Origin of the sequence: Curtobacterium sp. VKM Ac-2865 (genome assembly GCF_015350905.1) — a bacterium.
GTDB lineage: Bacteria > Actinomycetota > Actinomycetes > Actinomycetales > Microbacteriaceae > Curtobacterium.
The window spans coordinates 745,413-770,166 of sequence record NZ_JADKRZ010000001.1; the positions used below are offsets into that span (position 1 = coordinate 745,413).

Sequence of the window (24,754 nt, forward strand, 5' to 3'; positions counted from 1 at the left end):
ATTCACGCATCCCGGAGTGGACCGCTGCAACGTGCCCCTCGACCGGGGGCACGACCATTCCGTGACGGGGTACGTCGGAGTCCCCCTCGCGACCCACCGGAGTGGTCCCCTGCGTTGCTGACAGCACATCGGCGGACCACACGGACCGCGTCCCTGGCGGTCCACGGCCAGACCACCGACCTGGAGGCTCGGTGTGCGTCCCTGGGAAAGCCCTGGTCGCGACCGGGTCACCGGGCGCGTCGCCGGGACCGCCCGCAGGACGAGATCCGAGGGCCCACGCCGTCCGTCGCACACCCGCCACGCCGCCGACCCCAGCGCCCGTCGGGGTACAGACCGGGCCGTTGCGGGGGACGGATCACGACACGAGGATTTAACGTGCGCGGAGCGGACCGCGCGACACGGAACGAGGGTGCCCGGGCGTGTCGCGGAGCGTCAGGCGCCGTAGAACTCGCGCTCGAAGACCTGTCGAGCACGTCGGGTGACGCCGAGGTAGTCCTCCTCGAGTTCCGACGCCGACCCCGGCGGGTACTCCATCAGCCGCGCGATGCCCTCGAGCTGGATGCGGTCGACCGGCAGCACGTCGGTCGTCTTCCCCGACCAGAGCACGAGGGCACTACGGGTCCGTGACGCGAAGCGCCATGCGGCCGCCAGGCGGTCGCCGTCCTCGGGCGCGACGAGCCCCTCGGCGACGGCACCGTCGAGCGCGTCGAGCGTGGACGTGGTCCGGAGTGCCGGGACGTGCAGCGCGTGCTGGAGCTGCAGCAGCTGCACGAACCACTCGACGTCGCTGAGGGACCCACGGCCGAGCTTGAGGTGCCGGGCGGGGTCGGCACCGCGGGGCAGGCGCTCGGACTCGACCCTGGCCTTGATGCGCCGGACCTCGCGGACCTCGCGCTCGGCGATCGACGCCGGGTAGCGGGTGCGGTCGGCCAGGTGCTCGAAGTCGCGGAGCAGGGCGTCGTCCCCGACGGCACCGCGGGCACGGAGCAGCGCCTGGGCCTCCCACGTGAGGGACCAGCGGGCGTAGTAGGCGCCGTAGGAGTCGAGCGTGCGGGTGACCGGCCCGTTCTTGCCTTCGGGGCGCAGGTCGATGTCGAGGTCGAACGGGTAGAGCGCGTCCTCGGTCAGGCGGTTCAGCTCGCGGACGATCGTCTGCGCCGCGCGCGAGGCGGTCTCCGGCGGCAGGTCGGTGCCGCGGTGGACGTACAGCACGTCGGCGTCCGAGCCGAACCCGAGCTCACGACCGCCGTAGCGCCCCATCGCGATGACGCCGAACTCCAGACCGACGGGAGCGTCACGCCGTGCGAGGTCGAGCGCGCCGGTCAGCGTGGCCTCGGTGATGTCGCTCAGAGCGGGCCCGAGCCGGTCGACGTCGATCCGGCCGAGCGTGGCGGCCATGCCCAGGCGCAGGGTCTCGCGCCGCCGGACGGAGCGGATCAGCGAGGCGGCCGCGTCGACGTCGTCCCCGTGCCGGGCGGTCGTCGCCCGGACCTCGGAGAGCAGGGCCGCGACGGGCCGGGCCTGCAGCAGTGTCTCGGGTTCGTCGAGCCAGGCCACGGCCTCGGGGAACCGCTCGAGGAGCCCGGACAGGAACGCCGACTCGGACAGCACGGTCGTCAGGCTGTGCGCGGCGCCCGAGGAGTCCCGGAGCATGCGGAGGAACCAGCTGGACTCCCCCAGGCGGTCGCTGAGCCGGCGGAAGGCGAGCAGTGCGCGGTCGGGGGCGGGGCCCTCCGCCATCCACCGGAGCAGGACGGGCAGCAGGTTGCGCTGGATCGCGGCACGACGGCTCGTGCCCTGCGTCAGTGCGCGGATGTGCCCGAGCGCGCCGTCCGGGTCGACGAAGCCGATCGCACCGAGTCGGTCGCTCGCCTGGTCGCTCGTCAGCACGATCTCGCCGTCCGACGCCGCGACCGCCGACAGCAGCGGACGGTAGAACAGGCGCTCGTGCAGGCCGCGCACCTCGAGCTTCACCGAGCGCCACCGGGTCTCGAGCGCGGCGGCGGACGTCGCCAGACCGCTCGACCGCGCGAGGACGCGGAGTTCGTCCTCGTCCGACGGCATCAGGTGGGTGCGCTGGAGGTACCGGAGCTGGATGCGGTGCTCGAGCACGCGGAGCAGCGCGTAGTCCGGGCCGAAGCGGGCGGCCTCGGGACGACCGACGTACCCGGCGGCCGCCAGGGCGTCCATCGCGTCGAGGGTCGAGCGGGCACGGACGCCCTCGTCGTCGCGCCCGTGGACGAGCTGCAGCAGCTGCACGGTGAACTCGACGTCGCGCAGGCCGCCGGGGCCGAGCTTGAGCTGGCGGTCGACCTCGGCGTCCGGGATGTTGTCGGTGACGCGTTCGCGCATCCGCTGCACGGACTCCACGAAGCCCGGGCGGTCCGAGGAGGTCCACACGAACGGGGCGACGGCGGCGGCGTAGCGGTCCCCCAGGTCCATCGAGCCGGCGATCGGTCGCGCCTTGAGCAGCGCCTGGAACTCCCACCCCTTCGCCCAGCGCTCGTAGTACGCCACGTGGGAGTCCAGCGTCCGGACGAGGGCGCCGTCCTTGCCCTCGGGGCGCAGGTTCGCGTCGACCTCCCAGAGCCCGGGCTCGGCGGCGAGGTCGGTGATGACGTGCGTCGCCGCGATCGCGATCCGCGTGGCGATGAGCACCGCGCGGTCCGTGCCGACGCCGGTGCCCGCGTCGGCGTCCAGCGTCGGTTCGGTCACGAAGATGACGTCGACGTCGCTGACGTAGTTGAGCTCCCGCGCGCCCGCCTTGCCCATCGCGATGACGGCGAGCGGGGTGGTGTCGACGTCGACGCGCGGGAAGGGGACCTCGCGCCGGGCGACGTCGACGGCGACGTCGAGCGCGGCGCCGGCGAGGTCGGCCAGGCCCGCGGCGACCGCGGGGAAGGCGTCGGTCGGCGACGGGTTCAGGACGTCGAACAGCGCGATCTGCGCGAGGTGCCGGCGGTAGCGGACGCGGAGACGCAGCCGCGCTGCCTCGTCCACGGCGCCGTCCACGGCCGCGGTGAGCGACGCCGTGTAGGCCTGCTGCGACCACGGCGCCGTGACCGGGTCGAGCAGCAGCGCGAGTTCGGCGGGGCGTCGCTGCAGGAAGTCCCCGAGCCCGACGGACGCACCGAGGAGCCGCACGAGCCGTTCGGTGGCGGCGTCGTCCTCGAGCACCGCGCGGAGTTCGTCCGGGTGGCGCTCCATGAGCCGCTCGAGCCGTCGGAGCGCGCCGTCGGGGTCAGCGGTGACGCCCCAGAGCCCCGGGACGTCGGTCACCGAGACCCGCATGGCCGCACCGAAGCGCTCCTGCAGGTCGGCGAGCCGGTCGAGGCTCTCCGACAGCTCCGCGAAGCCCACGCGGGCCAGCTCGGAGCGCGACGTCTTCGTCCTGCCGGTCATGGGGTACCCGGGACGATCAGAGCATGCCGAGGTTGGTGTCCAGCTCGAACGGTGTGACCTGGTCGCGGTAGCGCTTCCACTCCTGCCGCTTGTTCAGCAGCACGAAGTTGAAGACCTGCTCGCCGAGGGTCTCCGCGACGAGCTCGGAGTCCTCCATCAGGGACAGCGCGTGGTCGAGGCTGGCGGGCAGCTGCGCGTACCCGAGGGCCTTGCGCTCCGCGTCCGTCAAGCTCCACACGTTGTCCTCGGCCTCGGCGGGGAGCTCGTAGCCCTCCTCGATGCCCTTGAGGCCGGCAGCGAGGATGAGCGAGTACGCCAGGTACGGGTTGGCCGCCGAGTCGATGCCGCGGTACTCGATGCGCGAGGACTGGCCCTTGTTCGGCTTGTAGAGCGGCACCCGCACCAGGGCCGAGCGGTTGTTGTGACCCCAGGTGACGAACGAGGGGGCCTCGTCGCCGCCCCAGAGGCGCTTGTACGAGTTCACGAACTGGTTCGTGACCGCCGTGATCTCCGGGGCGTGCCGGAGCAGGCCCGCGATGAAGTGCTTGGCCGTCGGGGACAGTTGGTACTCGCCGCCGGGCTCGAAGAACGCGTTCTGGTCGCCCTCGAACAGCGACACGTGGGTGTGCATGCCCGAGCCGGGCTGCCCGGAGATCGGCTTCGGCATGAACGTCGCGTAGACGCCCTGCTCGATGGCGACCTCCTTCACCACGGTGCGGAAGGTCATGATGTTGTCGGCCATGGTGAGCGCGTCGGCGTACCGCAGGTCGATCTCGTTCTGCCCGGGGCCGGCCTCGTGGTGGCTGAACTCCACCGAGATGCCGAGGTCCTCGAGCATCCGGACGGCACGGCGACGGAAGTCGTGCGCGCTGCCGCCGGGGACGTTGTCGAAGTAGCCGGCCTGGTCGACGGGCTTCGGGCCGCCGTCCTTCCAGTCGCGGTCCTTGAGCAGGTAGAACTCGATCTCGGGGTGCGTGTAGAACGTGAACCCGTGGTCGCTCGCCCGAGCCAGGGTGCGCTTGAGGACGTTGCGCGGGTCGGCCACGGCGGGCTGGCCGTCCGGGGTCGCGATGTCGCAGAACATCCGCGCGGTGGGGTCGATCTCACCGCGCCACGGCAGGATCTGGAACGTCGAGGGGTCCGGGTGCGCCAGGACGTCGGCCTCGTACGAGCGGCTGAGGCCCTCGATCGCGGAGCCGTCGAACCCGATGCCCTCGGCGAACGCGCCCTCGACCTCGGCCGGGGCGATCGCGACCGACTTCAGCGTGCCGATGACGTCCGTGAACCAGAGTCGGATGAACTTGATGCCCCGCTCCTCGATGGTGCGGAGCACGAAGTCCGTCTGCTTGTCCATGCACGCCCTTTCCGCGTTCCACGGTCGAGCTCGCGACCGTGGTCAATAGGCTAGTGCTCATGCCCCGTCTCCGCTTGGCACTCGCCCAGACCAACCCGGTCGTGGGTGACTTCGCCCGGAACGCCGCGGGCATCGTCGACGTCGTCCGCACCGCTCGAGCACGCGGCGCCGACCTGGTCGCCACCGGGGAGATGGCGATCTCCGGCTACCCGATCGAGGACCTCGCCTCGCGTCCGTCCTTCCTGCGCGCCGCGCGGTCGGCCGTCGAGCACCTCGCCCGCACCCTCGACGACGAGGGCCTCGGGGACGTCGCGGTCGTCGTCGGGCACCCGGACGGTCCCTTCACCCCGCGGCCCGTCGACGTCAGCACGGCCCCGACCGCGATCGCGAAGAACTGCGCGAGCGTCCTGCAGCACGGGCGCGTCGTCGCCACGACCGCCAAGTACCACCTGCCGAACTACTCGGTGTTCGACGAGTACCGGGTCTTCATCCCCGGCGACGACCTTCTCGTGGCCAGGATCGCCGACGTCGACGTGGCGATCGTCATCTGCGAGGACCTCTGGCGCGACGGCGGCCCCGTCGCCCGGGTGCTCGACGCGGACGCCGGTCTGCTGCTCGTCGTCAACGCCTCGCCGTGGGTGGCCGACAAGGACGAGGTCCGGCTGCCCCTCGTCACCCGGCGTGCGACCGAGTCGGACACGGTCGTCGCGTACGTCAACATCGTCGGCGGGCAGGACGACCTGGTCTTCGACGGCGACTCCGTCGTGGTCGACGAGACCGGCACGGTGATCGCCCGGGCACCGCAGTTCCGCGAGCACCTGCTGCTCGTCGACGTCGACCCGGCCCCGGCCACCGACCCCGTCGTCACCGAGCACGTGCAGCGGGTGTCGCTCGACACCCCGAACACGACGCCCGGCGAGCTCGCGGGCCGCCCGCCGCTCCCCCGCGACGTCGCCGAACTGCCGGACGACCGACAGGCCGTGTGGGACGCCCTCGTCCTCGGCACGCGCGACTACGTGCGGAAGAACGGGTTCCGCTCGGTCGTGCTCGGCCTGTCCGGCGGCATCGACTCCGCCGTGTGCGCCGCGATCGCCGTCGACGCCATCGGCGCCGAGCACGTGTTCGGCGTCTCGATGCCGTCGCGGTGGTCCTCGACGCACTCCCGGTCGGACGCCGACGACGTGGCCGCACGGCTCGGGATGCAGTACCGCACGGAGCCGATCGCCGACCTCGTCGCACCCTTCGACGCGCAACTCGGGCTGACCGGGCTCGCCGCCGAGAACATCCAGGCCCGCGTCCGCGCCCTGATCCTGATGGGGCTGTCGAACCTGGACGGCCACCTCGTGCTGACCACGGGCAACAAGACCGAGCTCGCCGTCGGGTACTCCACCATCTACGGCGACTCGGTCGGCGGCTTCGCCCCGATCAAGGACGTCCCGAAGACGACCGTGTGGGCGCTGGCCCGCTGGCGGAACGCGGTCGCGGCGTCCCGCGGCGAGACCGAGCCGATCCCGGAGAACTCGATCAGCAAGCCGCCGTCCGCGGAGCTCCGCGAGGGGCAGGAGGACCAGGACAGCCTGCCGCCGTACGAGGTCCTCGACGCGATCCTGGAGCAGTACGTCACCCGCGCCCAGGGCGCCGCGGACATCGTCGCGATGGGCTTCGACGCGGCCACCGTCGCCGAGGTCACCCGCCTGGTCGACCGCTCCGAGTGGAAGCGCCGTCAGGGCGCGATCGGCCCGAAGACCTCCGGCATGGCCTTCGGCCGTGACCGCCGGCTCCCGATCACGTACCGGCCGTCGCCCGCGGTCGACGGCTGACGGAACCCCGAGACGGACGGGAGGCCCGGTGCCAGCTGGCACCGGGCCTCCAGTCAGTCAGCGGGCCGCGTCGGGAACGCGAGCCGTCAGGACTCCTCGTCCCACTTGTCGTTGTTGGCCTGGATGCGCTCGAGGGCGTGCTCCGCTTCCTCGCGCGTCTCGAAGGGCCCGATGCGGTCGCGCTGCGGGGACTGCGGGCCCTGCTCGACCGTGCGGGTCTTGTCGTTGAACCACCACTGGGACTCGATGCGTTCGTCGCTCATGCCGCCACCGTACCCGCGCGGCACCGGCCACGACCCGCGTCGGTGCGCCACTAGAGTGGTGCGCATGCCCCGGGACGAACACGGACACCTGACCGCCGGCCGCATCTCCCCGCAGCGGGCCGTCCCCAAGGACATCGAGCGGCCAGAGTACGTCGGTCGGGTCGAGCCCCACGAGCACGGCCTCGGCGACACGTACACCCCGGACGAGGTCGAGCTGATCCGCACGGCCGGTCGCATCGCCTCGCAGGCCATCGACGCCGTCGGTGCCGCGATCCGTCCCGGTGTCACGACCGACGAGCTCGACCGCATCGGGCACGAGTACGTCGTGTCGCACGGGGCGTACCCCTCGACGCTCGGCTACCGGGGCTACCCGAAGTCGCTCTGCTCGTCGCTGAACGAGGTGATCTGCCACGGCATCCCCGACGACACCGTGCTGCAGGACGGCGACATCGTGAACATCGACATCACCGCGTTCAAGGACGGCATGCACGGCGACACGAACCGCACGTTCGTCGTCGGCACGGCGGCGCCCGAGGTCCAGGACCTCGTCACGCGGACGGAAGAGGCACTGCGTCGCGGGGTCAAGGCCGTCGCGCCGGGCCGCCAGGTGAACGTGATCGGCAGGGCGATCGAGGCCTACGCCAAGCGGTTCGGCTACGGGGTCGTCCGCGACTACACCGGGCACGGGGTCGGCCGGGCGTTCCACTCCGGGCTGATCATCCCCCACTACGACGCCGCCCACTACGACACCGTCATCGAGCCCGGCATGGTGTTCACCATCGAGCCGATGCTCACGCTCGGCGGCATCGAAGCCGACATCTGGGCCGACGACTGGACCGTCAGCACCCGCGACAAGTCCTGGACCGCGCAGTTCGAGCACACGCTCGTCGTCACCGAGCGCGGTGCCGAACTCCTCACCGTCTCCTGACACCCTCCCTACCGAAAGGCTCCACATGACCTCCCTCGCAGTCGGCGTCGACATCGGCGGTACGGGCATCAAGGGCGCCATCGTCGACACGGCGACCGGCGAACTCACCACGGAACGCATCAAGAAGGCGACGCCAGAGGGAGGCAAGCCGCACGACATCGTCGAGGTCGCGAAGTCGATCCTCGACGAGCTCTCCCCGGCGTCCGACGTCCCCGTCGGTGTCTGCTTCCCCGCGATCGTCCGCGACGGCAAGACCATGTCGGCGGCGAACGTGTCGAAGAAGTGGATCGGCTTCGAGGCCGAGGCGCTGTTCGAGAAGGAGCTCGGCCGCTCCATCCACTTCGTCAACGACGCCGACGCCGCCGGGTTCGCCGAGCAGCAGTTCGGCGCGGCGAAGGGGCGCGAGGGCCTGGTCATCGTGACGACCCTCGGCACCGGCATCGGCACGGCGCTCATCAACGACGGCGTGCTCATCGTCAACGCGGAGCTCGGGCACCTGGAGATCGAGGGCGTCGACTACGAGACGAAGGCGTCGTTCGCGGCCAAGGAGCGCGACGACCTGTCGTGGAAGCACTGGGCGAAGCGCCTGCAGAAGTACTACTCGCGGCTCGAGGCCCTGCTCTCCCCGGAGCTCTTCGTCGTCGGCGGCGGGGTGTCGAAGCAGTACGAGGAGTTCCTGCCGCTGCTCGACCTGCAGGCCGACATCATCCCCGCGACGCTCCGCAACAACGCGGGCATCATCGGTGCGGCGACCCTGGCGGCGACCTCGAAGTAGCGGCCGCAGCCGCGGGCGCTTCAACGTCCCCGCACGGCTGCGACGCCCCCTTCCGGTGAGATCGCACTTCGTGTCGGGTCCGGCGCCCCGGACCCGACACGAAGTGCGATCTCACCGTTGGCTCTAGACTGATCTCGCGAACGGGTCGGTGAGACGGTCGCGTCACTCCCTCGGGAGTGCCGAGGAACGTCCGGGCTCCACAGAGCAGGGCGGTGGGTAACACCCACCCGGAGCAATCCGCGAGACAGTGCCACAGAGAACAGACCGCCGGTGGCGACACCGGTAAGGGTGAAACGGTGGTGTAAGAGACCACCAGGGGTCCGGGTGACCGGATCCGCTCGGTAAACCTCGCCCGGAGCAAGGTCAGACAGAGGACGCTGAGGCTGCTCGCCGAGTCCTCGGGTAGACCGCTGGAGGCCGACGGCAACGTCGGTCCGAGAGAGATGGCCGTCACCGCCGCGAGGCGGGACAGAACCCGGCGTACGGCCGGCCCGTTCGCGCAGGCCACGTCAGACCAGACAGACGGGAGGCCCGGTGCCAGCTGGCACCGGGCCTCCCGTCTGTCGGTGTTCCGGTCTACAGCCCGGACTCCTTCGTGCGGACCAGGACCGCCTCGCTGTCGGGGCAGAGCACGACGTCGTCCGGAGCAGCACGGCGCACGGCCTGCAGGTCCGCGCCGGTGAGGGTCACGCCCGAGGCGGTCGACACGCCGCCCTGGAGCAGCGAGGCGCCGAAGCCGTACCGCGCGCGCTGGCGTTCGTACAGCGCGAGCAGGTCCTCGGGGACCTTCGCGGCGATGTCCGCGCGGCTCTGGGTGGCCGCGGCGCGGTCGTTCTCGAGCCGCTGGATCTCGGTGTCCCGTTCGGCGACGAGCCCGGCGCGCGCGGCCTCGACGTCGGCCAGGCGGGCCTCGACGTCACCGACGCGGGCGCGGTACACGTCGAGCCGTTCCATGATCTCCAGCTCGGAGGTCTCGAGGTCCCCGATCCGGCGCTGCAGCGAATCGAGTTCGTTCTGCAGGCCGGCGGAGTCCTTCGCGTTGGCGTGCTGGAGCATCGTGGTGTCCCGCTCGACCCGGGCCTGTGCGGTCGAGGTGTCGGACTCGAGCCGCGCGAGGTCGCGCTCGGAGTCCTCGACGTCACCGGTCGCCGCGGCCAGCTCGCTGCGCAGCGACGAGGCGGTCTTGCCGAGCTCGGTCAGCCGGTCGCCCTTCTGCAGGGAGCTGATGCGGTGGGCGATCCGGGTGATGTCGTTGTCCAGTCGCTGGACGTCGAGGAGGATGACCTGGTCCTCGGGTGCTGCCTTCATGGTCAGGCTCCTTCGTTGTGGTGCTCGGTGGTGGGGGCTGACGGCAGGACCGCGAAGTCCCACGGGTCGGTGCGCAGGTCGCTCACGGTGACGCGGACGCCGGCGTCCTGGCGGAGCTGTTCGGCGGCGACGTCGAGCCAGAGCCACTCGGTGGCCCAGTGCGAGGTGTCGATGAGGGCCGGGCCGTCGACGAGCATCGCCTGCTCGCGGAACTCCGACGCCGGGTGGTGGCGCAGGTCGCTCGTGACGTACACGTCGGCGTCGAGCACGGCGGCGTTGCCGAGCAGGGAGTCCCCGGCGCCGGCACAGAGCGCGACGGTGCGGACGGGCCGGTCGTAGGCGCCGGACACGCGGACGCCGGAGGCCGTGGCGGGCAAGACGTCGACGATGCGCCGGGCGAGGACGCCGAGCGACACCGGCTCGGCGAGCACCCCGACACGACCGATCCCGGTGCCGTCGGCGTCGCCGGGCTCGAGCGGGCGCAGGTCGGTGAGCCCGAGCCGCTCCGCCAGGACCGCGGAGGTGCCGGTCGTCACGACGTCGGCGTTCGTGTGGGCGGCGACGAGCGCGCACCCGCCGCGGATCAGCGTGGCGAGGACGGAGCCCTTGTACGTCGACTCGGCGACCGTCGTCACGCCGCGGAGCAGCAGCGGATGGTGCGTGAGGAGCAGGTCGGCCCCGAGCTCGACGGCTTCCTGCGCGGTGTCCGGGACGGCGTCCACGGCGAGGTGCACGTGCTCGACCACCGCGTCCGGGTCGCCGGAGACGAGCCCGACGGCGTCCCATGACTCGGTGCCGGCAACGGGCCAGAGGGTCTCGATCACGGCCTGGAGATCGCGGAGCGTCGGCATCCCGTCAGTCTACCGAGCGGACCGGAGCGACCGGGCCCCGCACGTCGACGGGGTCCGGCTCGCGGTCACCGACGGCCGACTGCGCGGAGGACGGCAGCGACGACGCGGGCCCACCAGCCGGGGCGGGCAGTCGCAGTGTCGTCGTCTGCAGCGGTCGACGCCTCGGACAGGGCCGCCGCGTGCTCCTCGGGGAAGACGACGGGTGTGCTGGCCGTGGCCGCCGTGGCGTCGGACTCCGCACGGTGCGCCCGCAGGACCGCCGCGAAGGCGTCGCGGTCGATGACGGTCGGCCCGGTGGCGGGCGAGACGAGCGGGGTCGGTCGCGTGTTCGCGGACACCGGCGTGACGGCCAGGAGGCTCGGCACGAGTCGCGCGGGCTCGTCACGGTCGGCATCGGTGTCGTCCGACGCAGCGGTGCCGGTCACAGCGACCGGTGCGGCGACGGGCAGCACGAGCGCCGGAGCGGCGCGGGGCACGGGGATGGGTGCAGGGGCGAGGACGGTCACGGCGCCGGTGGTCGCTGCACGACGAGCTGCGGCGCGGTCACGGCGGTCGGCCTCGTCAGCGGCATCGGCGAGGAGGTCGTCGAACACGGACCGGGCGTAGGCGCGGGCGGCGTCGACCTCGGGGTCGGACAGGTCGGCGACGGCGGCTTCCCACGCCTGCAGGCGGGCGAGGTCCTCGTCGCGGCGGCGGACCTCTTCTTCGAGCACGACGATGCGCTCGAGCGTCGCGCGGCCGCTCTGCGCGGAGACCTCGACGGCGAGCTCCTCGAAGCGGAGGGCCAGGCGCTCGGGCGGCTCAGGGAACGACGGGGCGCAGAGCGAGCGGTGCCGGCCGTGGTCGCGAGGACGTCGGAACGCGGTGTCGTCGGACGGGGCGGGCGCAACGGCTTCGGTGGCAGCGACTGCGGCGGACTCGGGGGCGGCGGCCTCGGTGGACTCCGGGGTGACCTCGGAGGGCCCGGCCGGCGTCTCGACCAGCAGGTCCGGACGCTGCACGGGACCCGTGACGGGGGGCACCACCAGGTCGGCCAGGTAGGGGGTGCGGGTGGCCGGGGCGTCCCTGAGCCACTCCTCGACCTCGCGACCGAAGGGGTCCACGAGCGGGGTGCGTGTCCCGGACTGCGTCTCCATGGTGGAAGTATGAAACATCGTGAGCGTCACTCCGCGGCACATCGGCGGTGTGTCGCGGGATCGGCTGGCATGTCAGGCGCGAGCAGGGCCGGATGCGGGAGCCGTGACGACCGTGAGGCTCCCGACGTGTCAGAGTCGGTCGACGAAGGCCTCGAGGAGCGCGCGACCGGCCGGCCAGTCCCCCACCCCGCTGGCGATGTTGACGTGTCCGTGGGCACCGATCCGCTCGACGTCGGAACCCAGGACCGCGGCCAGTCCCTCGGCGCGGTCGCGGGTGCAGTACGGGTCGTCGTCGCTCACCACGACCAGCGTCGGCGTCGTCGTTCCCCGCGTCGGGAACGCGAACCCCCTGGCCGCGTGCGGGAAGCCCGGCGCGTCGGGGTCGGGCGGCGCGACGAGGAACGCTCCGGCGACCCGGCCGTCGTCGTGCTCGGCGAGCCAGTCGGCCACGGCGAGGACCCCGAGGCTGTGCGCGACGAGGACCGGCGGGCCGTCGACGGCTGTGACCGCTGCGTCGAGGGCCGCGGACCAGTCGGCCGGGTCGGGCTCCGACCACGAGGTGGGGGCGATGCGGACGGCGTCCTCGCGCCGGTCGGCCTGCCAGACGGACTGCCAGTGCTCGGCGTCCGAGTTCCAGATCCCGGGCACGATCACCCACGGTCGCGGTCTGCTCACACCCCGAGCGTAGGTGACCCCGCGGTCGGGGTGGTCAGGCCTGCAGCGTGTCCCGCGGGTACTCGCCGAAGCGGGTGGCGTACGCGGCGGAGAAGCGGCCGAGGTGGGCGAACCCCCAGCGCACGGCGACGGCAGCCACGGTCAGCTCGCCGGGCGCGCCACGACGGAGCTCCTCGCGGATGCGGTCGAGGCGGATCCCGCGCAGCATCGAGTTCGGCGCGGTCCCGACCTGTCGCTGGAAGGCCTGCTGCAGCCCGCGGACGCTGAGGCCCACGTGCTCGGCGACGTCGGTCGTGGAGATCGGGGTGTGGGCGAACGCGTGCATGTACTCGACGGCCTCGCGGACACGGCCGGTGGCACCCTGCGGCAGCGGGACCTCGGGTGCGAGCAGGCGGTGCGGGAACGTCCTCAGCAGCGCGAGCGCCGTGGCCCTCGCGATCTCGGCGAGCCCGATGGCGGAGACGGGCGGGGAGCCCAGCACGACACCAGCCGCGCGCTGCACCTGCTGGTTCCAGGCGCGCAGGTCCTCGGGGCGCGGTGCCGCGGTGTGGTCGAAGACGAGCGGCCCGGGCTGGACGCCGTGGAGCTCGGCGGCCATCTCCTCGAGGTGCGTCCGCTCGAACTGCACCAGGCTCTGCCGGACGTCGGCGAGCTCGAAGACGAAGGGTCGGCCGGACGGGAACATCATCGGCGACCCGGGACGGAGCAGGGCCTCGTCACGGCCGATGTCGATGCGTCCGCCGCCGTCGGCCGTCCACATCACCGCGTACTCGTCCCGCATCTCGACCTCGCCGCGGACGCGTGCGTCGAAGCGGGTCGAGCGGAAGGAGATCTGGTCGTTGCCCACGCCGCGGAACCGGTACGCGAAGGGACGATCGGTGCGTGCGGCGGTGAAGCCGGCACCCTCGTAGGCGTCTTCGTACATCCGCAGGGCGTCCTCGAGGACGGTCCCCGAGGTCTCGAAGGTGCTCCTGGGATCGGACTGGTCGTTCATCGCGGTGATCGTGACACGGCGGATGCCAGGTGTCTCAATCGTTCACACGACTTTGCGGGTTCCGGCCGACTCGCTGCGTTTACCGGATCAGACGGCGGACCGTCCAGGTGTTCGTCTCGCCCTCACGCGCGTAGCGCAGCTCGTCGACGACCATGCCGACCAGTGCGAGACCGCGACCGCTCTCAGCGGACGCGTCGGGGAGCTCGGCGGCCGAGGGGTCGACGGAGGCAGGCAGACCGTCGTCGGTGAGTCGAGCCTCCAGGCCGCCGTCGCGGACCGCGAGGGCCAGGGAGCAGGCGACCCGCGCGTCGGCACCGGCGTGCTCGACGACGTTGGAGGCGAGCTCGACGAGGGCGAGCTCGAAGGCCATGCGGTCCTCGGGCCCGACGGAGGGCTCGGTGCCCCAGACCCGTGCGAGGAACTCGTGGACGGCGGTGACGTCGTCCGGCGGCGACGCGAAGTCGAGGCGGTGCTCGGCCACGGTGGTCCCGCTCAGGCCCAGTTGGCGACCGCGGCGTCCCCGTCGGGGTACGTGCGCAGGATCTTGTCGATGTTCGACAGCGTGAGCACCATCGTCACCTGTTCGGACGGGGCGGCGATGCGCAGGTCCCCGCCGGCCTGTCGCGCGGTCTTCAGGCAGCCCACCAGGGCGCCCAGTCCGGAGGAGTCCATGAACTCCACCCCGGACAGCTCGACGACCACCCGGTGGTGCCCGCCGTCGACGACCGAGGCCACGGTCTCGCGGAACGCCGGAGCCGACACCATGTTGAGTCGGCCGGTGCACTCCAGGACGGCGGTGTCCGTGCCTGTCTCGTGTACGACGATGTCCATGCGGAAGCCCCCTCTGATCGGAACGTCTTGCTCCGCGACCCTACCGGTTCTCCGGTGCTCCGCCGTCAGTCGGCGCGTCGTGTGGCCACGACCTGCACGACGACCGCCGCGCCCATGAGCACCACCATGACCGACCCCATCGCGATCGCGGTGCCGCCGAGCAGCCCGGCCAGGGGCGTGCCGAGCCCGCCGAGCCCGAACGACAGGCCTCCCTGCAGTGCGGCGGCCGTCCCCGGGTGCGCGGCGCCGACGTGCTGCGTGCGGGTCATCGCGGCCGGCAGCACGAAGCCCCACGCGGCGGTCACCACGGCGAGCGAGCACCAGACGGCGACCGGACCGAGGCCGGAGACCGCCGACACGAACACCCCGGCGGCGCCGATCGTCCCGACGAGCAGACCGGTGGTGAGCAGCGCGTCCTCGGAGAACCGCCCGACGACCCGTCGGAACACGAGCGTCGTGACGATCATCATCGTGGCGTTCGTGGCGAAGACGATCGTGTACAGCTGCTCGGAGAAGCCGAACTGCGTCTGGAACACGAACGAGCTCGTCGCGATGTAGGCGAAGAAGCCGATCGTCGAGAGCACCCCGGTGAGCAGGTACGCCCGGAAGCGCGGGATCGCCACCAGCTGCCGGATGCGCTGCCAGTTCGCACCGAGGCCGATCCCACCACGGGCAGCAGGACGCAGGGTCTCGTGGAAGAACGGCACGACGAGGGCGAAGAACACCGCGCCGAGGACCGCCAGCACGACGAACATGACCCGCCACGTGCCGACGAGCAGCACCGCTCCCCCGGCCAGCGGCGCCACGACCGGGCCGATGGCGTTGATCGCGGCGAGCGTGCCGAAGACCTTCGCCATCCGCGGCCCCTCGGTGACGTCGGACACCATCGCCCGACCGGCGACGGCGGCGGCGGCCCCGGCGAGGCCCTGCACGACCCGGGCGACGACGAGCGTGCCGACGTCCGGCGCCAGGGCGCAGCCGAGCGAGGCGAGCGCGAACAGCGCCGTCCCGCCGAGCATCAGGGGGCGGCGGCCGATCCCGTCGCTGACCGGCCCGGCGAGGAGCTGCCCGACCGCGAACGCCACGAGGAACGCGGTGAGCGAGAGCTGGACGGCGCTCGGGGTGCTGCCGAGGTCGCGGGCGATCGCGGGCAGCGCCGGGATGTACATGTCCGTCGCGAAGGGCGACACCCCGACGATGAGCGCCAGCGGCACGATCGGGGGCAGGGTCGTCCGGATGGGTCGGTTGCGGGTGCGCGCCGTCGTCACGGCGGCAACGTTACGCGGTGCCGAATCGATTCGACGCAGCCCCCGGGTGGCGCTTCGTCGGCGGCCGGCGGGGCCGCGAGCGGTCACGACACCCCGCTCAGGTGTGCCGAGCGGCCGGCAACCGTCGTTCGGACGGCGGCGGAGCGACGATCCGTGACCGGTCGGCGTCGCGCCGACGGGGTGTCGCGACCACTCGGGGAGGGTGACCGTCCGGTGCCTGGTCGCGACGAGACGGACGGGAGGCTCGGTGCCAGCTGGCACCGAGCCTCCCGTCCGCCGGGTGGTCGCGCGCACCGTGCGCGACCTCGCACCAGGCGGCGGGTCAGCCCGTGTTCTGCAGGCCGGCGGCGATCCCGTTCACCGTCAGCAGCAGCAGCCGGTGGTCGGCGTCCGTCGGGTCGGTGCTCCCCGTGGTGCGGATCGCGCGGAGCGCCCGGAGCTGGAGGTGCGACAGGGCGTCGACGTAGGGGCTGCGGAGCCGCACGGCACGGGCGAGCACCGGACGGTCCTGCAGGACGTCCGAGCCGCCGGAGACCCGGAGGACCCAGTCGCGGGTGCGGACCATCTCGTCGAGGACGGCACCCGCCAGGTCGTCGCGGTCCGCGAGGTCGAGGTAGCGGCGGGCGATCTGCTCGTCCGTCTTCGCCAGGGACATCTCGACGTTCTTGATCATCGCGCCGAACAGCGGCCACTCCCGGAACGCGGTGCGGAGCAGGTCGAGGTCACCGACGGCCTCGAGTGCGGAGCCCAGGCCGTACCAGCCGGCGAGGTTGATGCGGGCCTGGGTCCAGGAGAACACCCACGGGATCGCGCGGAGGTCCTCGAGCGACTCGACCGACAGGCCGCGGCGGGCGGGACGGGAGCCGAGCGGCAGCAGCCCGATCTCCTCCATCGGGGTGACCCGGGCGAACCACGGTGCGAAGCCCTCGGCCTTGACGAGGCCGTGGAAGGCCTCGCGGGAGACGTCGTCGAGGCGCTGCGCGAGGTCGCGGAAGCGGTCGGCGGCGGCCTCGGTGCGGGACTCGTTCGAGGGCGAGGACGCGAAGAGCGTCGCCGCGGCCATCTGCTCGAGGTGTCGGGCCGCGATGTCCTGGTCGCCGTACTGGGCGAAGATGACCTCGCCCTGCTCGGTGATCTTCAGGCGGCCGTCGATCGACCCGGGCGGCTGCGCCAGGACGGCCTCGTTCGCGGGCCCGCCACCGCGGCCGAGCGAGCCGCCGCGGCCGTGGAACAGCGTGAGCTCGACGTCGTTGTCCCTGGCCCAGCGGGCGATGCGGGCCTGGGCGTCGTAGAGCGCCAGGTTCGCCGAGACGGGGCCGACGTCCTTCGAGGAGTCGGAGTAGCCGAGCATCACCTCGAGCTTCCGCCCGGTCACGGCGAGGCGGCGCTGGAAGGCCTCGGTGCGGACGGCCTCGTCGAGGATGTCGACGCTGGCGTGCAGGTCCGCGAAGGTCTCGAACAGCGGGATGACGTCGAGCACCGGCGCGTCCTCGACGGACCCGAGGGCGGCGACCGCGAGTTCGTGCACGTTCGCGAGGTCGGCGGCGGACTGCGTGAACGAGACGATGTAGCGGTTCGATGCCCGGACGCCGTAGCGACGCTGCAGGTCGGCGATCGTCCGGAAGACCGCGAGGACCTCCTCCGTGGTCTCGCTCAGCGCGCCGCCGGCCCGGACCTCGGCCAGGGCGGTCCGGTGCACCTGCGAGTGCTGACGGATCTCGAGCTCGGCGAGGTGGAACCCGAACGTCTGCACCTGCCAGATGAGGTTCTGCAGCTCGCCGTAGGCCGGCCGGGCTGCACCGCCGACGACCAGTGAGGCCTGGATCACGCGGAGGTCGGCCAGGAAGGCCTCGGGACCGTCGTACGCCAGGCGCGGCTCGCCACGACGGGTGGCGTCGAGACGGGCCGCGGTGAACAGCAGCGCACGCCGGTGGGTCTCGTTCGGCGCACGGATGCCGATGCGCTCGGCGATCTCGGCGTCGAGGGACTCCTGCGCGAACACGAGCGCGGTGAGTCCCGGGTCGGCCGGGGTCTCGTCGTGGTCGAGCGTCAGGGTGCTGCCGATGCGGGTGGCGGCGCGGGCGAGGCCGAGCAGGATGTGCTCGGCGGCGATCTCCGCGGCCTGACGGGTGACGGCGGCCGTGACGTGCGGGTTGCCGTCGCGGTCGCCGCCGATCCACGTGCCGAAGCGGACGAAGGCGGGGGCGCGGACGGGGGCGCTGCCGGCGGCGTCCCCGAGGAGCCGGTCGTCGAGCAGACGGTAGACCTGCGGGACGATCTCGAACAGCGTCTGGTCGAACACGCTCATCGCCGTGCGGACCTCGTCGAGCGGGGTCGGCCGGGTCGTGCGCAGCGGGGACGTGCGGAGGAGGGTCGTGATCTCCTCGAGCAGCCGGCGCTCGTTCTCCGCGCGGGCCATCGCGTTCTTCGCGGAGTCCCGCTCGTCGATGAGGTCCGTGATGCGTCGGACGGCCGTGGTGACCGCGCGACGACGGGCCTCGGTCGGGTGCGCGGTCAGGACGGGGTGGAACCGGAGGCCGTCGAGTCGCGCGGCGGCCTCGTCGGGGCCGAGCTCGTCGACGAGGCGCGCGTACGTCGCCGGGAAGGAGTCCCCCGCGACGCCGCCGTCGTCCCCGCGCAGCCGGAGCACGCGTACGCGGTGGTGCTCCTCGGCCAGGTTCGTCAGGTGGAAGTACGTGGTGAACGCCCGTGCGACCTCTTCGGCCCGCTCGGCGGACATGTCGGCCACGACGGCCTCGGCCCGTGCGGCACCGTCGGCGTCGGAGCCCTCGTACGCGGTGATGACCGCGGCGCGCAGGGACTCCACGTCGCGGAGGAGCTCGTCGCCGCCGCTCTCCCGCAGCACCCGGCCGAGGAGTTCGCCGAGGTAGCGGACGTCAGCGCGCAGGTCGCTGTCGACCGCGCCGCTGACATCGTCGCGGGCACTGCCGAAGCGTGTCGAACCGTCGATCGCCGTCATGGGGTCCTTTCGGGTCAGGCTCGCCCGGGGTACCGGTCCGGGACCTCAGCAGCGTATCGGGAGGGAGCCGCGCATGACGACGACCGTCCGGACGGCACTGGCGCGGTGGCACCATGCGCGCCGCGCGGTGGCACCGTGCGCGACGCGCGGTGGCTGCGACGCGCTGCCGCGGTCAGGCGGTCGCGACGGACGACGGCGGCGCGAGCGGTCCGCGCTGGGCGTCGAGGTCGGCGAGCAGCCCGGTGTTCAGCGCGTACGCCAGCTCCACCTCGGCGATGACACGCTCGCGCTCGGCGTCGTCCCACGGTGCCGCGTCGAGCTGCGCCCGGTACGTGTCACCGAACGCGGTCGGGTCCGCGACCTGGTCGAAGATGTAGAAGAGGACGCCGTTCGTGTCGAACCCGAACTGCTCCGCGAGCAGGGAGCCGAGCAGGTGACCGCCGGACAGGTCGCCGAGGTACCGCGTGTAGTGGTGCGCGACGAACCCGCCGGGCCACGTCGACGCGACCTCGTTGAGGCGGCGGACGTAGGCCGTGGTCGCGGGGAGCGGGCAGACGAGCTCGGCCCAGTCGGGCCCGACCAGGTACTCCAGGTCCGCGCGGATCGCCGGCATGCGGGTGAGCTGCGGGGTGACGAAGGGCGCGGCGACCGGGTGCTCCGCCATCCGTCCGGCAGCGCGTTCGAGGGCGTCGTAGACGAAGGCGTACTGCCCGAGCAGGGCGGCGTAGTCGGCCACGTCGCACCGGCCGTCGACCAGGTCGAGCATGAACCCGGTGCCCGCGGACGTCCCGTGCGAGCGGTGCGTGCGTCGGCGCAACAGCTCGGAGAACGGGGTGACCGTGGTGTCCATGGAGGTAAGGCTAGCCTTACCCTTGGCGACGTCAAGGGTCTTCTCCCAGGAACCCGGTCGCCACCCGAGAGGACCCTTCCCCCACGATGAGCTCCAAGAACCGCCCCCAGTCCGTCTTCGTCGTCGACCGCACGGAGCGCCTCTCGCCGCACATGGTCCGCGTGCACCTCGGCGGCCCGGCGTTCGACGACTTCGTCGCCGGCGCCGACCCGGAGTGCCTCGCCGCGACGGACACGTACGTCAAGCTCCTGCTCGCGAAGCCCGGGCTCGGCCTGGAACCGCCGTACGACCTCGAGGCCCTGCGCGAGACGCTCCCGAAGCAGGACCGGCCCGCCCGCCGCACGTACACCGTCCGAGCCGTGGACCACGGCACCCGCACCATCGCGGTCGACTTCGTGGTGCACGGCGACGACGGGCTCGCCGGACCGTGGGCGGCATCGGCGCAGCCCGGTGACCGCCTGGCCATGTCCTTCCCCGGCGGCGGCTACGCCCCGAGCGACGACCCCGCCGTCACGCACGTGCTGCTCGGCGACGACAGCGCACTGCCCGCCGTCGGCGCCGCCCTGGAGGCCATGCACGACGCCGCCACGGGCGTCGCCCTGGTCGAGGTGGCCGGGCCCGGCGACGAGCAGGAGCTCCGACACCCGGCCGGCGTCGACCTGCGGTGGCTGCACCGGGACGCCACCGGCGCCGAGCCGGGCACGCTCCTGGTGGCAGCGGCCCGGGCGCTGACCCGTCCCTCCAGTCCGGTGCAGGTGTTCGCGCACGGCGAGCGGGCCGCGATGAAGGCGATCCGTCGGCTGCTGCAGGACGAGTGGCAGCTGGAGAAGCGCGACCTGTCGCTCTCCGCGTACTGGGCGCTCGGCCGTGCCGAGGACCGGTTCCAGGAGGAGAAGCGCGAACCGATCGGTGTCATCTTCGCCTGAGCGTCGGCCGTCGGCCGTCGGTCCGGTGCGGGTGCAGCCGGTGCCGGACTGGAGGCGCGGGTGGCGTCGGACGTGCCGGGTAGCGTGCCGCGCATGGTCCCGTCCTGCTGCGTCCCCGGCTGCGCGGGCGACGCCGCGCCCGGCGCGCCGGTGCCGCTGTGCGAACTGCACGTCGCCGTGGTCGCGGAGCACGCGGCCGAGACGGTCGGTGTCGAGGACCTGCTGCCCGGGCCGTGTCCCGTGTGCGGATCCCGGGTCGGCGTGCGCTTCGCCGTCGGGATGGTGTGCGCGGTGTGCGAGTGGCGGTGGGGCGAGGTGCCCGACGGCGACCTCGCTCCCCCGCGGGTCGACGTCGTCTACTACCTGCGGCAGCGCGACCACGTCGGCGACCGCGTGAAGATCGGCACGACCGCGAACCCCCGGCAGCGGCTCGCCCGGATCAGCCACCAGGACCTGTTGGCGTTCGAGCGCGGGGACCGCCGCCTGGAGCGCCGACGCCACGAGCAGTTCGCGGCGACGCGGTACCCCGGCACGGAGTGGTTCCGCGTGACGCCGGAGCTGCTCGCGCACGTCGACGTCGTCGCCGCGGGGGTGTCCGACCCGTGGGACGCCCACGCGCGGTGGACCAGCGAGGCGCTCGCGCTCCGCGGCTGAGCCGGTCCGTCGCCGTCGTCGTCGCCGTCGTCGCCGGCGTCGGCGGCGGCGCCCCGCGACCGGTCGCGGCGCTGAGGTCGCACTTCATGTCGCCTCCGCACGCGCGGACCCGACACCAACTGCGATCTCACCGCCCGTGGTACCCCCATGGGGTATACGATGGGAGGCACGACGACGAAGGGACTGACGTGATGAGCGAGCAGCTGACGAGTACCTACGGGATCACCGGCATGACGTGCGGGCACTGCGTGATGAGTGTCGACGAGGAGCTCAGCGCGCTGCCCGGGGTCACCGACGTCGCGGTGGAACTCACCGTCGGTGGTGTCTCGACCGCCCGCGTGACCAGCAGCCAGCCCCTGTCGGCCGACGACGTCGCCGCTGCCGTCGAGGAAGCGGGCTACACGCTCGTCGCCTCGTGACGGCCACGGACACCCCCGTCGAGCTGACGATCGAGGGCATGACCTGCGCGTCCTGTGCGAACCGCATCGAGCGGAAGCTCAACAAGCTCCCCGGTGTCTCGGCCAGCGTGAACTACGCGACCGAGCGCGCCACGGTCACCCTGCCGGCCGAGCTCGCGGTCGACGACGCCATCCGCACGGTGGAGGCCGCCGGCTACGGGGCACACCTGCCCGAACCGGCTCCGGAGGACTCTGACGCGACGGCACCGCTGCGTCGGCGGCTCGTCGTCTCCACGGCCCTGGCGGTCCCGGTGGTCGCCCTGTCGATGGTCCCGCCGCTGCAGTTCCCCGGGTGGCAGTGGGTCGCGCTCGTCCTGGCGCTCCCCGTCGCCGTGTGGGGCGCGTGGCCGTTCCACCGTGCCGCCGCCGTGAACGCCCGCCACGGTGCCGCGTCGATGGACACCCTGGTCAGCGTCGGGGTCGCCGCTGCGACGCTGTGGTCCGTGTGGGCGCTCGTGCTCGGCGGTGCCGGCACGATCGGCATGCGGATGGCCTTCACCTGGCTGCCGCACCCGGGCACGGCCCCCGAGCCGTACTTCGAGGTCGCTGCCGCGGTGACGGTGTTCCTGCTCGCCGGCCGGTGGTTCGAGGCGCGGGCGAAGGACCGGTCCGGCGCCGCGCTGCAGGCACTCCTGGCACTCGGCGCACCGACCGCGCGGGTGCTCCGCGACGGCGTCGAGACCGACGTGCCGACCACGGCGCTCCGGGTGGGCGACCGCTTCGTGGTCCGTCCCGGTGACCGCATCGCCACCGACGGCGTCGTGGTCGAGGGCAGCAGCGCGGTCGACACCAGCGTGATGACGGGCGAGACCGTCCCCGTCGAGGTCGGCCCTGGCGACGCCGTCACCGGTGCGACCGTCAACGCCGGCGGCCGTCTCACGGTCGAGGCCACCCGGGTCGGCCGGGACACCGAACTCGCCCGCATCGGTCGGCTCGTGGTCGCCGCGCAGACGGGCAAGGCGGACGTCCAGCGCCTGGCCGACCGCGTGTCCGCCGTCTTCGTGCCGATCGTGCTGGGTCTGGCCGTGCTGGCCCTCGTCGGCTGGCTCCTGCGCACCGGGGACGTACAGGCAGCGTTCACCGCCGCCGTCGCGACCCTGGTCATCGCCTGCCCCTGCGCGCTCGGCCTCGCGACGCCGACCGCGCTCCTCGTGGGCACCGGACGCGGCTCCCAGCTCGGGATCCTGATCCGAGGCCCCCAGGTGCTCGAGGCCACCCGTCGCGTCGACACCGTCGTGCTCGACAAGACCGGCACCGTCACCACGGGGCGGATGACCGTGCACGGTGTGACCGCCCTGGCCGGCACCACCGAGGAGGAGGTCCTGGCCCGTGCCGCCGCCGCCGAGGCCGGGTCGGAACACCCCGTCGCGCGGGCGGTCGTCGCCGCGGCCCCGGACCACCCGGTCGCCGACGCCTTCCGGTCCAGCGCCGGGCTCGGCGTGCAGGCCGTCGTCGACGGGTCCCTCGTGCTGGTCGGCCGACCGGCGTGGCTCGCCGACCAGTGGGCCGTCGGCGTCACCGAGGACCTGACCGCGGCCGTCCGGACGGCCGAGCGCGCCGGGGCGACCGCCGTCGTCGTGGCCTGGGACGGTACCGCTCGGGGCGTCGTCAGCGTCGCCGACACCGTCGCACCGACCAGCCGCGACGCGGTCCGGCGGATGCACGCGATGGGGCTGCGCACCGTCATGCTCACGGGCGATGCCGAGGACGTCGCGCGCACCGTCGCGGCCGAGGTCGGCATCGAGGACGTCATCGCCGGGGTCCGGCCGGAGGACAAGTACGAGACCGTCGTCCGACTGCAGCGGGAGGGCCGGTCCGTCGCGATGGTCGGCGACGGTGTCAACGACGCTGCGGCACTCGCCGCCGCCGACCTCGGCATCGCGATGGGCAGCGGGACGGACGCCGCCATGGAGGCCGCGGACATCACCCTCGTCCGTGCTGACCTCGGCGCGGCGGCCGACGCGATCGCCCTCGCGCGCCGCACCCTCGGCACGATCAAGGCCAACCTGTTCTGGGCCTTCGCGTACAACGTGGCCGCGGTCCCGCTCGCGATGGCCGGCCTGCTGAACCCGATGATCGCCGGTGCCGCGATGGCGCTGTCGTCGGTCTTCGTCGTGAGCAACAGCCTGCGCCTGCGGTCCTTCCGCAGCGGGTCGGGCTCGCTGGCCGAGCGGGCTCAGCGGGCTCAGCGGGCGTAGGCGTCCACGAACAGGGCTCCGCGCAGGTCGCGGAGCGTGTCGACGAGCCGGTCGACCGTGCGGCCGGAGATGCCCGACACCTGCAGGTCGTACGGGCCGAGTGCCGGCAGCCGACCGGTGCGGATCCGGACGACCTCCCACCCGACGCTCCGCAGGGCGCGGTCCTTCCGCCGGTCGGAGTCCTCGCGTGACCCCACGTGCTCGAGGCCGTGGCGTCCGGTCGAGTCGTACTCGATCGCCACGCGGAGCTCCGGCAGGATGACGTCCGGCCAGGCCTCGACGTGGTCGTGGAACGGGCGGTCGAGGCGGATCGCGTTCTGGTCGAACGTGAAGTCGAACCGGGACGACAGTGCGGCGCGGAGCTCGGCCTCCACCGCCGAGGCCGTCGCGGGGGCGCAGACGCTGACGAACGGCTCCCCCGAGGGCAGCCTCGGCGTCTTCGGGCAGATCGTGCGCGGTACCGCGGCCCGCGTGCCCGACGACCGCCCGACGCCTCGGCCAGCCCGCGACGAGGCGACCGCCCCGACGGGCATGCCCGAGCCACCACTCCCACCACCACGGCGGGCGGGCGCTGCGGGCAGGGTCTGTCGGCCCGTCGCTCGCACGGCGCGCTGCGGAGCGGGGACCGCGGCGGGCCAGTCCTCGGGGAGCGTGGGCCAGCGCTGCGGCTTCGCCATCAGGGAGCACTCGGGGCACCACACGGAGCGTCGGCGTTCGCGCCCGGGGCGACCGCGCTGTTCGGCCGGGGTCGCGACGAAGACGTGGCCGACGTCGCACTCCCACGTCAGCAGGACCTCGGCCGCCGGCGGGACCTGCGTCAGGACGACGCCGGCGTTCCAGTCGGGGTGGTACTGCCGGATGAGCACCGGGTAGGACGCCCACGCCTCGCGGAACTCCCCCACGGCGTACGGCATCGGCACACCGCGCGACCACTGTCGGCGGCGCCACCACGCGTCGACGGGTTCCACCACGGCCGTCACGGTAGAGCGCACCACCGACACCACCGACACCACCGACACCAACGACACCAACGACCCCCAACGATCCCCACCCGGCCCGGGACTTCGGTCTGGCTCGTGACGG

The 24,754-nt window shown here is 72.9% G+C and carries 21 protein-coding genes and 1 other RNA gene; 8 read left to right on the forward strand and 14 right to left on the reverse strand.

The genetic code is table 11. The features are described from left to right. Positions 1 to 432 precede the first annotated feature (432 nt). Both ITJ54_RS03555 and glnA read right to left on the reverse strand, forming a co-directional pair. Complete coding sequence (locus ITJ54_RS03555; protein ID WP_194625901.1) at positions 433 to 3,402, reverse strand: bifunctional [glutamine synthetase] adenylyltransferase/[glutamine synthetase]-adenylyl-L-tyrosine phosphorylase; 2,970 nt, start codon at positions 3,400 to 3,402, stop codon at positions 433 to 435. A 16-nt stretch (positions 3,403 to 3,418) separates the two neighbouring features. After that, on the reverse strand, positions 3,419 to 4,756 hold the full coding sequence (glnA, locus tag ITJ54_RS03560) for a type I glutamate--ammonia ligase (protein ID WP_194625902.1): 1,338 nt from the start codon (positions 4,754 to 4,756) through the stop codon (positions 3,419 to 3,421). Between the two features lie 59 nt (positions 4,757 to 4,815). On the opposite strand from glnA, the gene ITJ54_RS03565 reads away from it, so the two are divergent. Beyond that, a complete protein-coding gene (locus ITJ54_RS03565) occupies positions 4,816 to 6,576 on the forward strand; it encodes an NAD+ synthase (protein WP_194625903.1) in 1,761 nt (586 codons plus the stop codon). An 86-nt stretch (positions 6,577 to 6,662) separates the two neighbouring features. Here ITJ54_RS03565 and ITJ54_RS03570 read toward each other — a convergent pair whose 3' ends face one another. Next, the gene (locus tag ITJ54_RS03570; protein ID WP_139200668.1) at positions 6,663 to 6,839 is read right to left on the reverse strand and encodes an SPOR domain-containing protein; all 177 of its coding nucleotides are present in this window, start codon (positions 6,837 to 6,839) and stop codon (positions 6,663 to 6,665) included. 64 nt (positions 6,840 to 6,903) lie between these two features. Between ITJ54_RS03570 and map the strand changes: the two genes are divergently transcribed. The 3 genes from map (at position 6,904) to rnpB (ending at position 9,040) form a co-directional block, all read left to right on the forward strand. Continuing rightward, positions 6,904 to 7,767: a type I methionyl aminopeptidase gene (gene map / locus ITJ54_RS03575; protein ID WP_194625904.1), complete on the forward strand. Its 864-nt coding sequence runs from the start codon at positions 6,904 to 6,906 to the stop codon at positions 7,765 to 7,767. 25 nt (positions 7,768 to 7,792) lie between these two features. Then, positions 7,793 to 8,542 (forward strand): polyphosphate--glucose phosphotransferase, encoded by a 750-nt coding sequence (gene ppgK, locus ITJ54_RS03580; RefSeq protein WP_194625905.1) that lies wholly within the window; start codon positions 7,793 to 7,795, stop codon positions 8,540 to 8,542. Between the two features lie 141 nt (positions 8,543 to 8,683). Then, an RNA gene (rnpB, locus tag ITJ54_RS03585) (RNase P RNA component class A) lies at positions 8,684 to 9,040 on the forward strand. Between the two features lie 78 nt (positions 9,041 to 9,118). Here the strand turns inward: rnpB and ITJ54_RS03590 are convergent. From ITJ54_RS03590 to ITJ54_RS03635, 10 genes are all read right to left on the reverse strand, one after another. Next, positions 9,119 to 9,850 carry a zinc ribbon domain-containing protein gene (locus ITJ54_RS03590; RefSeq protein ID WP_194625906.1) on the reverse strand — a complete coding sequence of 244 codons (732 nt, stop codon included), beginning with the start codon at positions 9,848 to 9,850 and terminating at the stop codon, positions 9,119 to 9,121. A 2-nt stretch (positions 9,851 to 9,852) separates the two neighbouring features. Further along, entirely contained in the window at positions 9,853 to 10,701 is an 849-nt protein-coding gene (locus ITJ54_RS03595) for a Nif3-like dinuclear metal center hexameric protein (RefSeq protein WP_194625907.1), read from the reverse strand. Between the two features lie 65 nt (positions 10,702 to 10,766). Then, positions 10,767 to 11,837: a hypothetical protein gene (locus ITJ54_RS03600; RefSeq protein WP_194625908.1), complete on the reverse strand. Its 1,071-nt coding sequence runs from the start codon at positions 11,835 to 11,837 to the stop codon at positions 10,767 to 10,769. Between the two features lie 129 nt (positions 11,838 to 11,966). Then, complete coding sequence (locus ITJ54_RS03605) at positions 11,967 to 12,512, reverse strand: RBBP9/YdeN family alpha/beta hydrolase (protein ID WP_194625909.1); 546 nt, start codon at positions 12,510 to 12,512, stop codon at positions 11,967 to 11,969. Between the two features lie 34 nt (positions 12,513 to 12,546). Continuing rightward, positions 12,547 to 13,506, reverse strand: coding sequence for a helix-turn-helix transcriptional regulator (locus tag ITJ54_RS03610; protein ID WP_194625910.1), 960 nt, complete (start codon positions 13,504 to 13,506; stop codon positions 12,547 to 12,549). Positions 13,507 to 13,585: 79 nt separating this feature from the next. Next, positions 13,586 to 13,987, reverse strand: a complete 402-nt coding sequence (locus ITJ54_RS03615; RefSeq protein WP_194625911.1) for an ATP-binding protein — start codon at positions 13,985 to 13,987, stop codon at positions 13,586 to 13,588. A gap of 11 nt (positions 13,988 to 13,998) precedes the next feature. Then, positions 13,999 to 14,337 carry an STAS domain-containing protein gene (locus ITJ54_RS03620; protein WP_194625912.1) on the reverse strand — a complete coding sequence of 113 codons (339 nt, stop codon included), beginning with the start codon at positions 14,335 to 14,337 and terminating at the stop codon, positions 13,999 to 14,001. Between the two features lie 65 nt (positions 14,338 to 14,402). Next, the gene (locus tag ITJ54_RS03625; RefSeq protein ID WP_194625913.1) at positions 14,403 to 15,605 is read right to left on the reverse strand and encodes a multidrug effflux MFS transporter; all 1,203 of its coding nucleotides are present in this window, start codon (positions 15,603 to 15,605) and stop codon (positions 14,403 to 14,405) included. A 322-nt stretch (positions 15,606 to 15,927) separates the two neighbouring features. Continuing rightward, positions 15,928 to 18,585: a phosphoenolpyruvate carboxylase gene (locus ITJ54_RS03630; protein WP_194625914.1), complete on the reverse strand. Its 2,658-nt coding sequence runs from the start codon at positions 18,583 to 18,585 to the stop codon at positions 15,928 to 15,930. A gap of 172 nt (positions 18,586 to 18,757) precedes the next feature. Next, positions 18,758 to 19,435 carry a heme oxygenase (biliverdin-producing) gene (locus tag ITJ54_RS03635; protein ID WP_194625915.1) on the reverse strand — a complete coding sequence of 226 codons (678 nt, stop codon included), beginning with the start codon at positions 19,433 to 19,435 and terminating at the stop codon, positions 18,758 to 18,760. An 86-nt stretch (positions 19,436 to 19,521) separates the two neighbouring features. Here ITJ54_RS03635 and ITJ54_RS03640 point away from each other — a divergent pair, with 86 nt between their 5' ends. From ITJ54_RS03640 to ITJ54_RS03655, 4 genes are all read left to right on the forward strand, one after another. After that, complete coding sequence (locus ITJ54_RS03640; RefSeq protein ID WP_194625916.1) at positions 19,522 to 20,361, forward strand: siderophore-interacting protein; 840 nt, start codon at positions 19,522 to 19,524, stop codon at positions 20,359 to 20,361. Between the two features lie 93 nt (positions 20,362 to 20,454). Next, the gene (locus tag ITJ54_RS03645; RefSeq protein WP_194625917.1) at positions 20,455 to 21,015 is read left to right on the forward strand and encodes a GIY-YIG nuclease family protein; all 561 of its coding nucleotides are present in this window, start codon (positions 20,455 to 20,457) and stop codon (positions 21,013 to 21,015) included. A gap of 191 nt (positions 21,016 to 21,206) precedes the next feature. Continuing rightward, positions 21,207 to 21,434 (forward strand): heavy-metal-associated domain-containing protein, encoded by a 228-nt coding sequence (locus ITJ54_RS03650; RefSeq protein ID WP_194625918.1) that lies wholly within the window; start codon positions 21,207 to 21,209, stop codon positions 21,432 to 21,434. Further along, positions 21,431 to 23,671 (forward strand): heavy metal translocating P-type ATPase, encoded by a 2,241-nt coding sequence (locus ITJ54_RS03655; RefSeq protein WP_323741582.1) that lies wholly within the window; start codon positions 21,431 to 21,433, stop codon positions 23,669 to 23,671. Before ITJ54_RS03650 ends, ITJ54_RS03655 begins: the two co-directional genes overlap by 4 nt. Here the strand turns inward: ITJ54_RS03655 and ITJ54_RS03660 are convergent. Next, positions 23,659 to 24,642 carry a hypothetical protein gene (locus tag ITJ54_RS03660; protein ID WP_194625919.1) on the reverse strand — a complete coding sequence of 328 codons (984 nt, stop codon included), beginning with the start codon at positions 24,640 to 24,642 and terminating at the stop codon, positions 23,659 to 23,661. The two genes, ITJ54_RS03655 and ITJ54_RS03660, sit on opposite strands and share 13 nt — an antisense overlap. Between the last annotated feature and the right edge of the window lie 112 nt (positions 24,643 to 24,754).

What these genes read in the sequence shown, in the direction of transcription:
- ITJ54_RS03620 (WP_194625912.1), bottom strand. Translation starts at nt 14,337, where the DNA reads ATGGACATCGTCGTACACGAGACAGGCACGGACACCGCCGTCCTGGAG.
- glnA (WP_194625902.1), bottom strand. Translation starts at nt 4,756, where the DNA reads ATGGACAAGCAGACGGACTTCGTGCTCCGCACCATCGAGGAGCGGGGC.
- ITJ54_RS03595 (WP_194625907.1), bottom strand. Translation starts at nt 10,701, where the DNA reads ATGCCGACGCTCCGCGATCTCCAGGCCGTGATCGAGACCCTCTGGCCC.
- ITJ54_RS03570 (WP_139200668.1), bottom strand. Translation starts at nt 6,839, where the DNA reads ATGAGCGACGAACGCATCGAGTCCCAGTGGTGGTTCAACGACAAGACC.
- ITJ54_RS03600 (WP_194625908.1), bottom strand. Translation starts at nt 11,837, where the DNA reads ATGGAGACGCAGTCCGGGACACGCACCCCGCTCGTGGACCCCTTCGGT.
- ITJ54_RS03630 (WP_194625914.1), bottom strand. Translation starts at nt 18,585, where the DNA reads ATGACGGCGATCGACGGTTCGACACGCTTCGGCAGTGCCCGCGACGAT.
- ITJ54_RS03645 (WP_194625917.1), top strand. Translation starts at nt 20,455, where the DNA reads ATGGTCCCGTCCTGCTGCGTCCCCGGCTGCGCGGGCGACGCCGCGCCC.
- map (WP_194625904.1), top strand. Translation starts at nt 6,904, where the DNA reads ATGCCCCGGGACGAACACGGACACCTGACCGCCGGCCGCATCTCCCCG.
- ppgK (WP_194625905.1), top strand. Translation starts at nt 7,793, where the DNA reads ATGACCTCCCTCGCAGTCGGCGTCGACATCGGCGGTACGGGCATCAAG.
- ITJ54_RS03640 (WP_194625916.1), top strand. Translation starts at nt 19,522, where the DNA reads ATGAGCTCCAAGAACCGCCCCCAGTCCGTCTTCGTCGTCGACCGCACG.
- ITJ54_RS03555 (WP_194625901.1), bottom strand. Translation starts at nt 3,402, where the DNA reads ATGACCGGCAGGACGAAGACGTCGCGCTCCGAGCTGGCCCGCGTGGGC.
- ITJ54_RS03650 (WP_194625918.1), top strand. Translation starts at nt 21,207, where the DNA reads ATGAGCGAGCAGCTGACGAGTACCTACGGGATCACCGGCATGACGTGC.
- ITJ54_RS03610 (WP_194625910.1), bottom strand. Translation starts at nt 13,506, where the DNA reads ATGAACGACCAGTCCGATCCCAGGAGCACCTTCGAGACCTCGGGGACC.
- ITJ54_RS03635 (WP_194625915.1), bottom strand. Translation starts at nt 19,435, where the DNA reads ATGGACACCACGGTCACCCCGTTCTCCGAGCTGTTGCGCCGACGCACG.
- ITJ54_RS03590 (WP_194625906.1), bottom strand. Translation starts at nt 9,850, where the DNA reads ATGAAGGCAGCACCCGAGGACCAGGTCATCCTCCTCGACGTCCAGCGA.
- ITJ54_RS03565 (WP_194625903.1), top strand. Translation starts at nt 4,816, where the DNA reads ATGCCCCGTCTCCGCTTGGCACTCGCCCAGACCAACCCGGTCGTGGGT.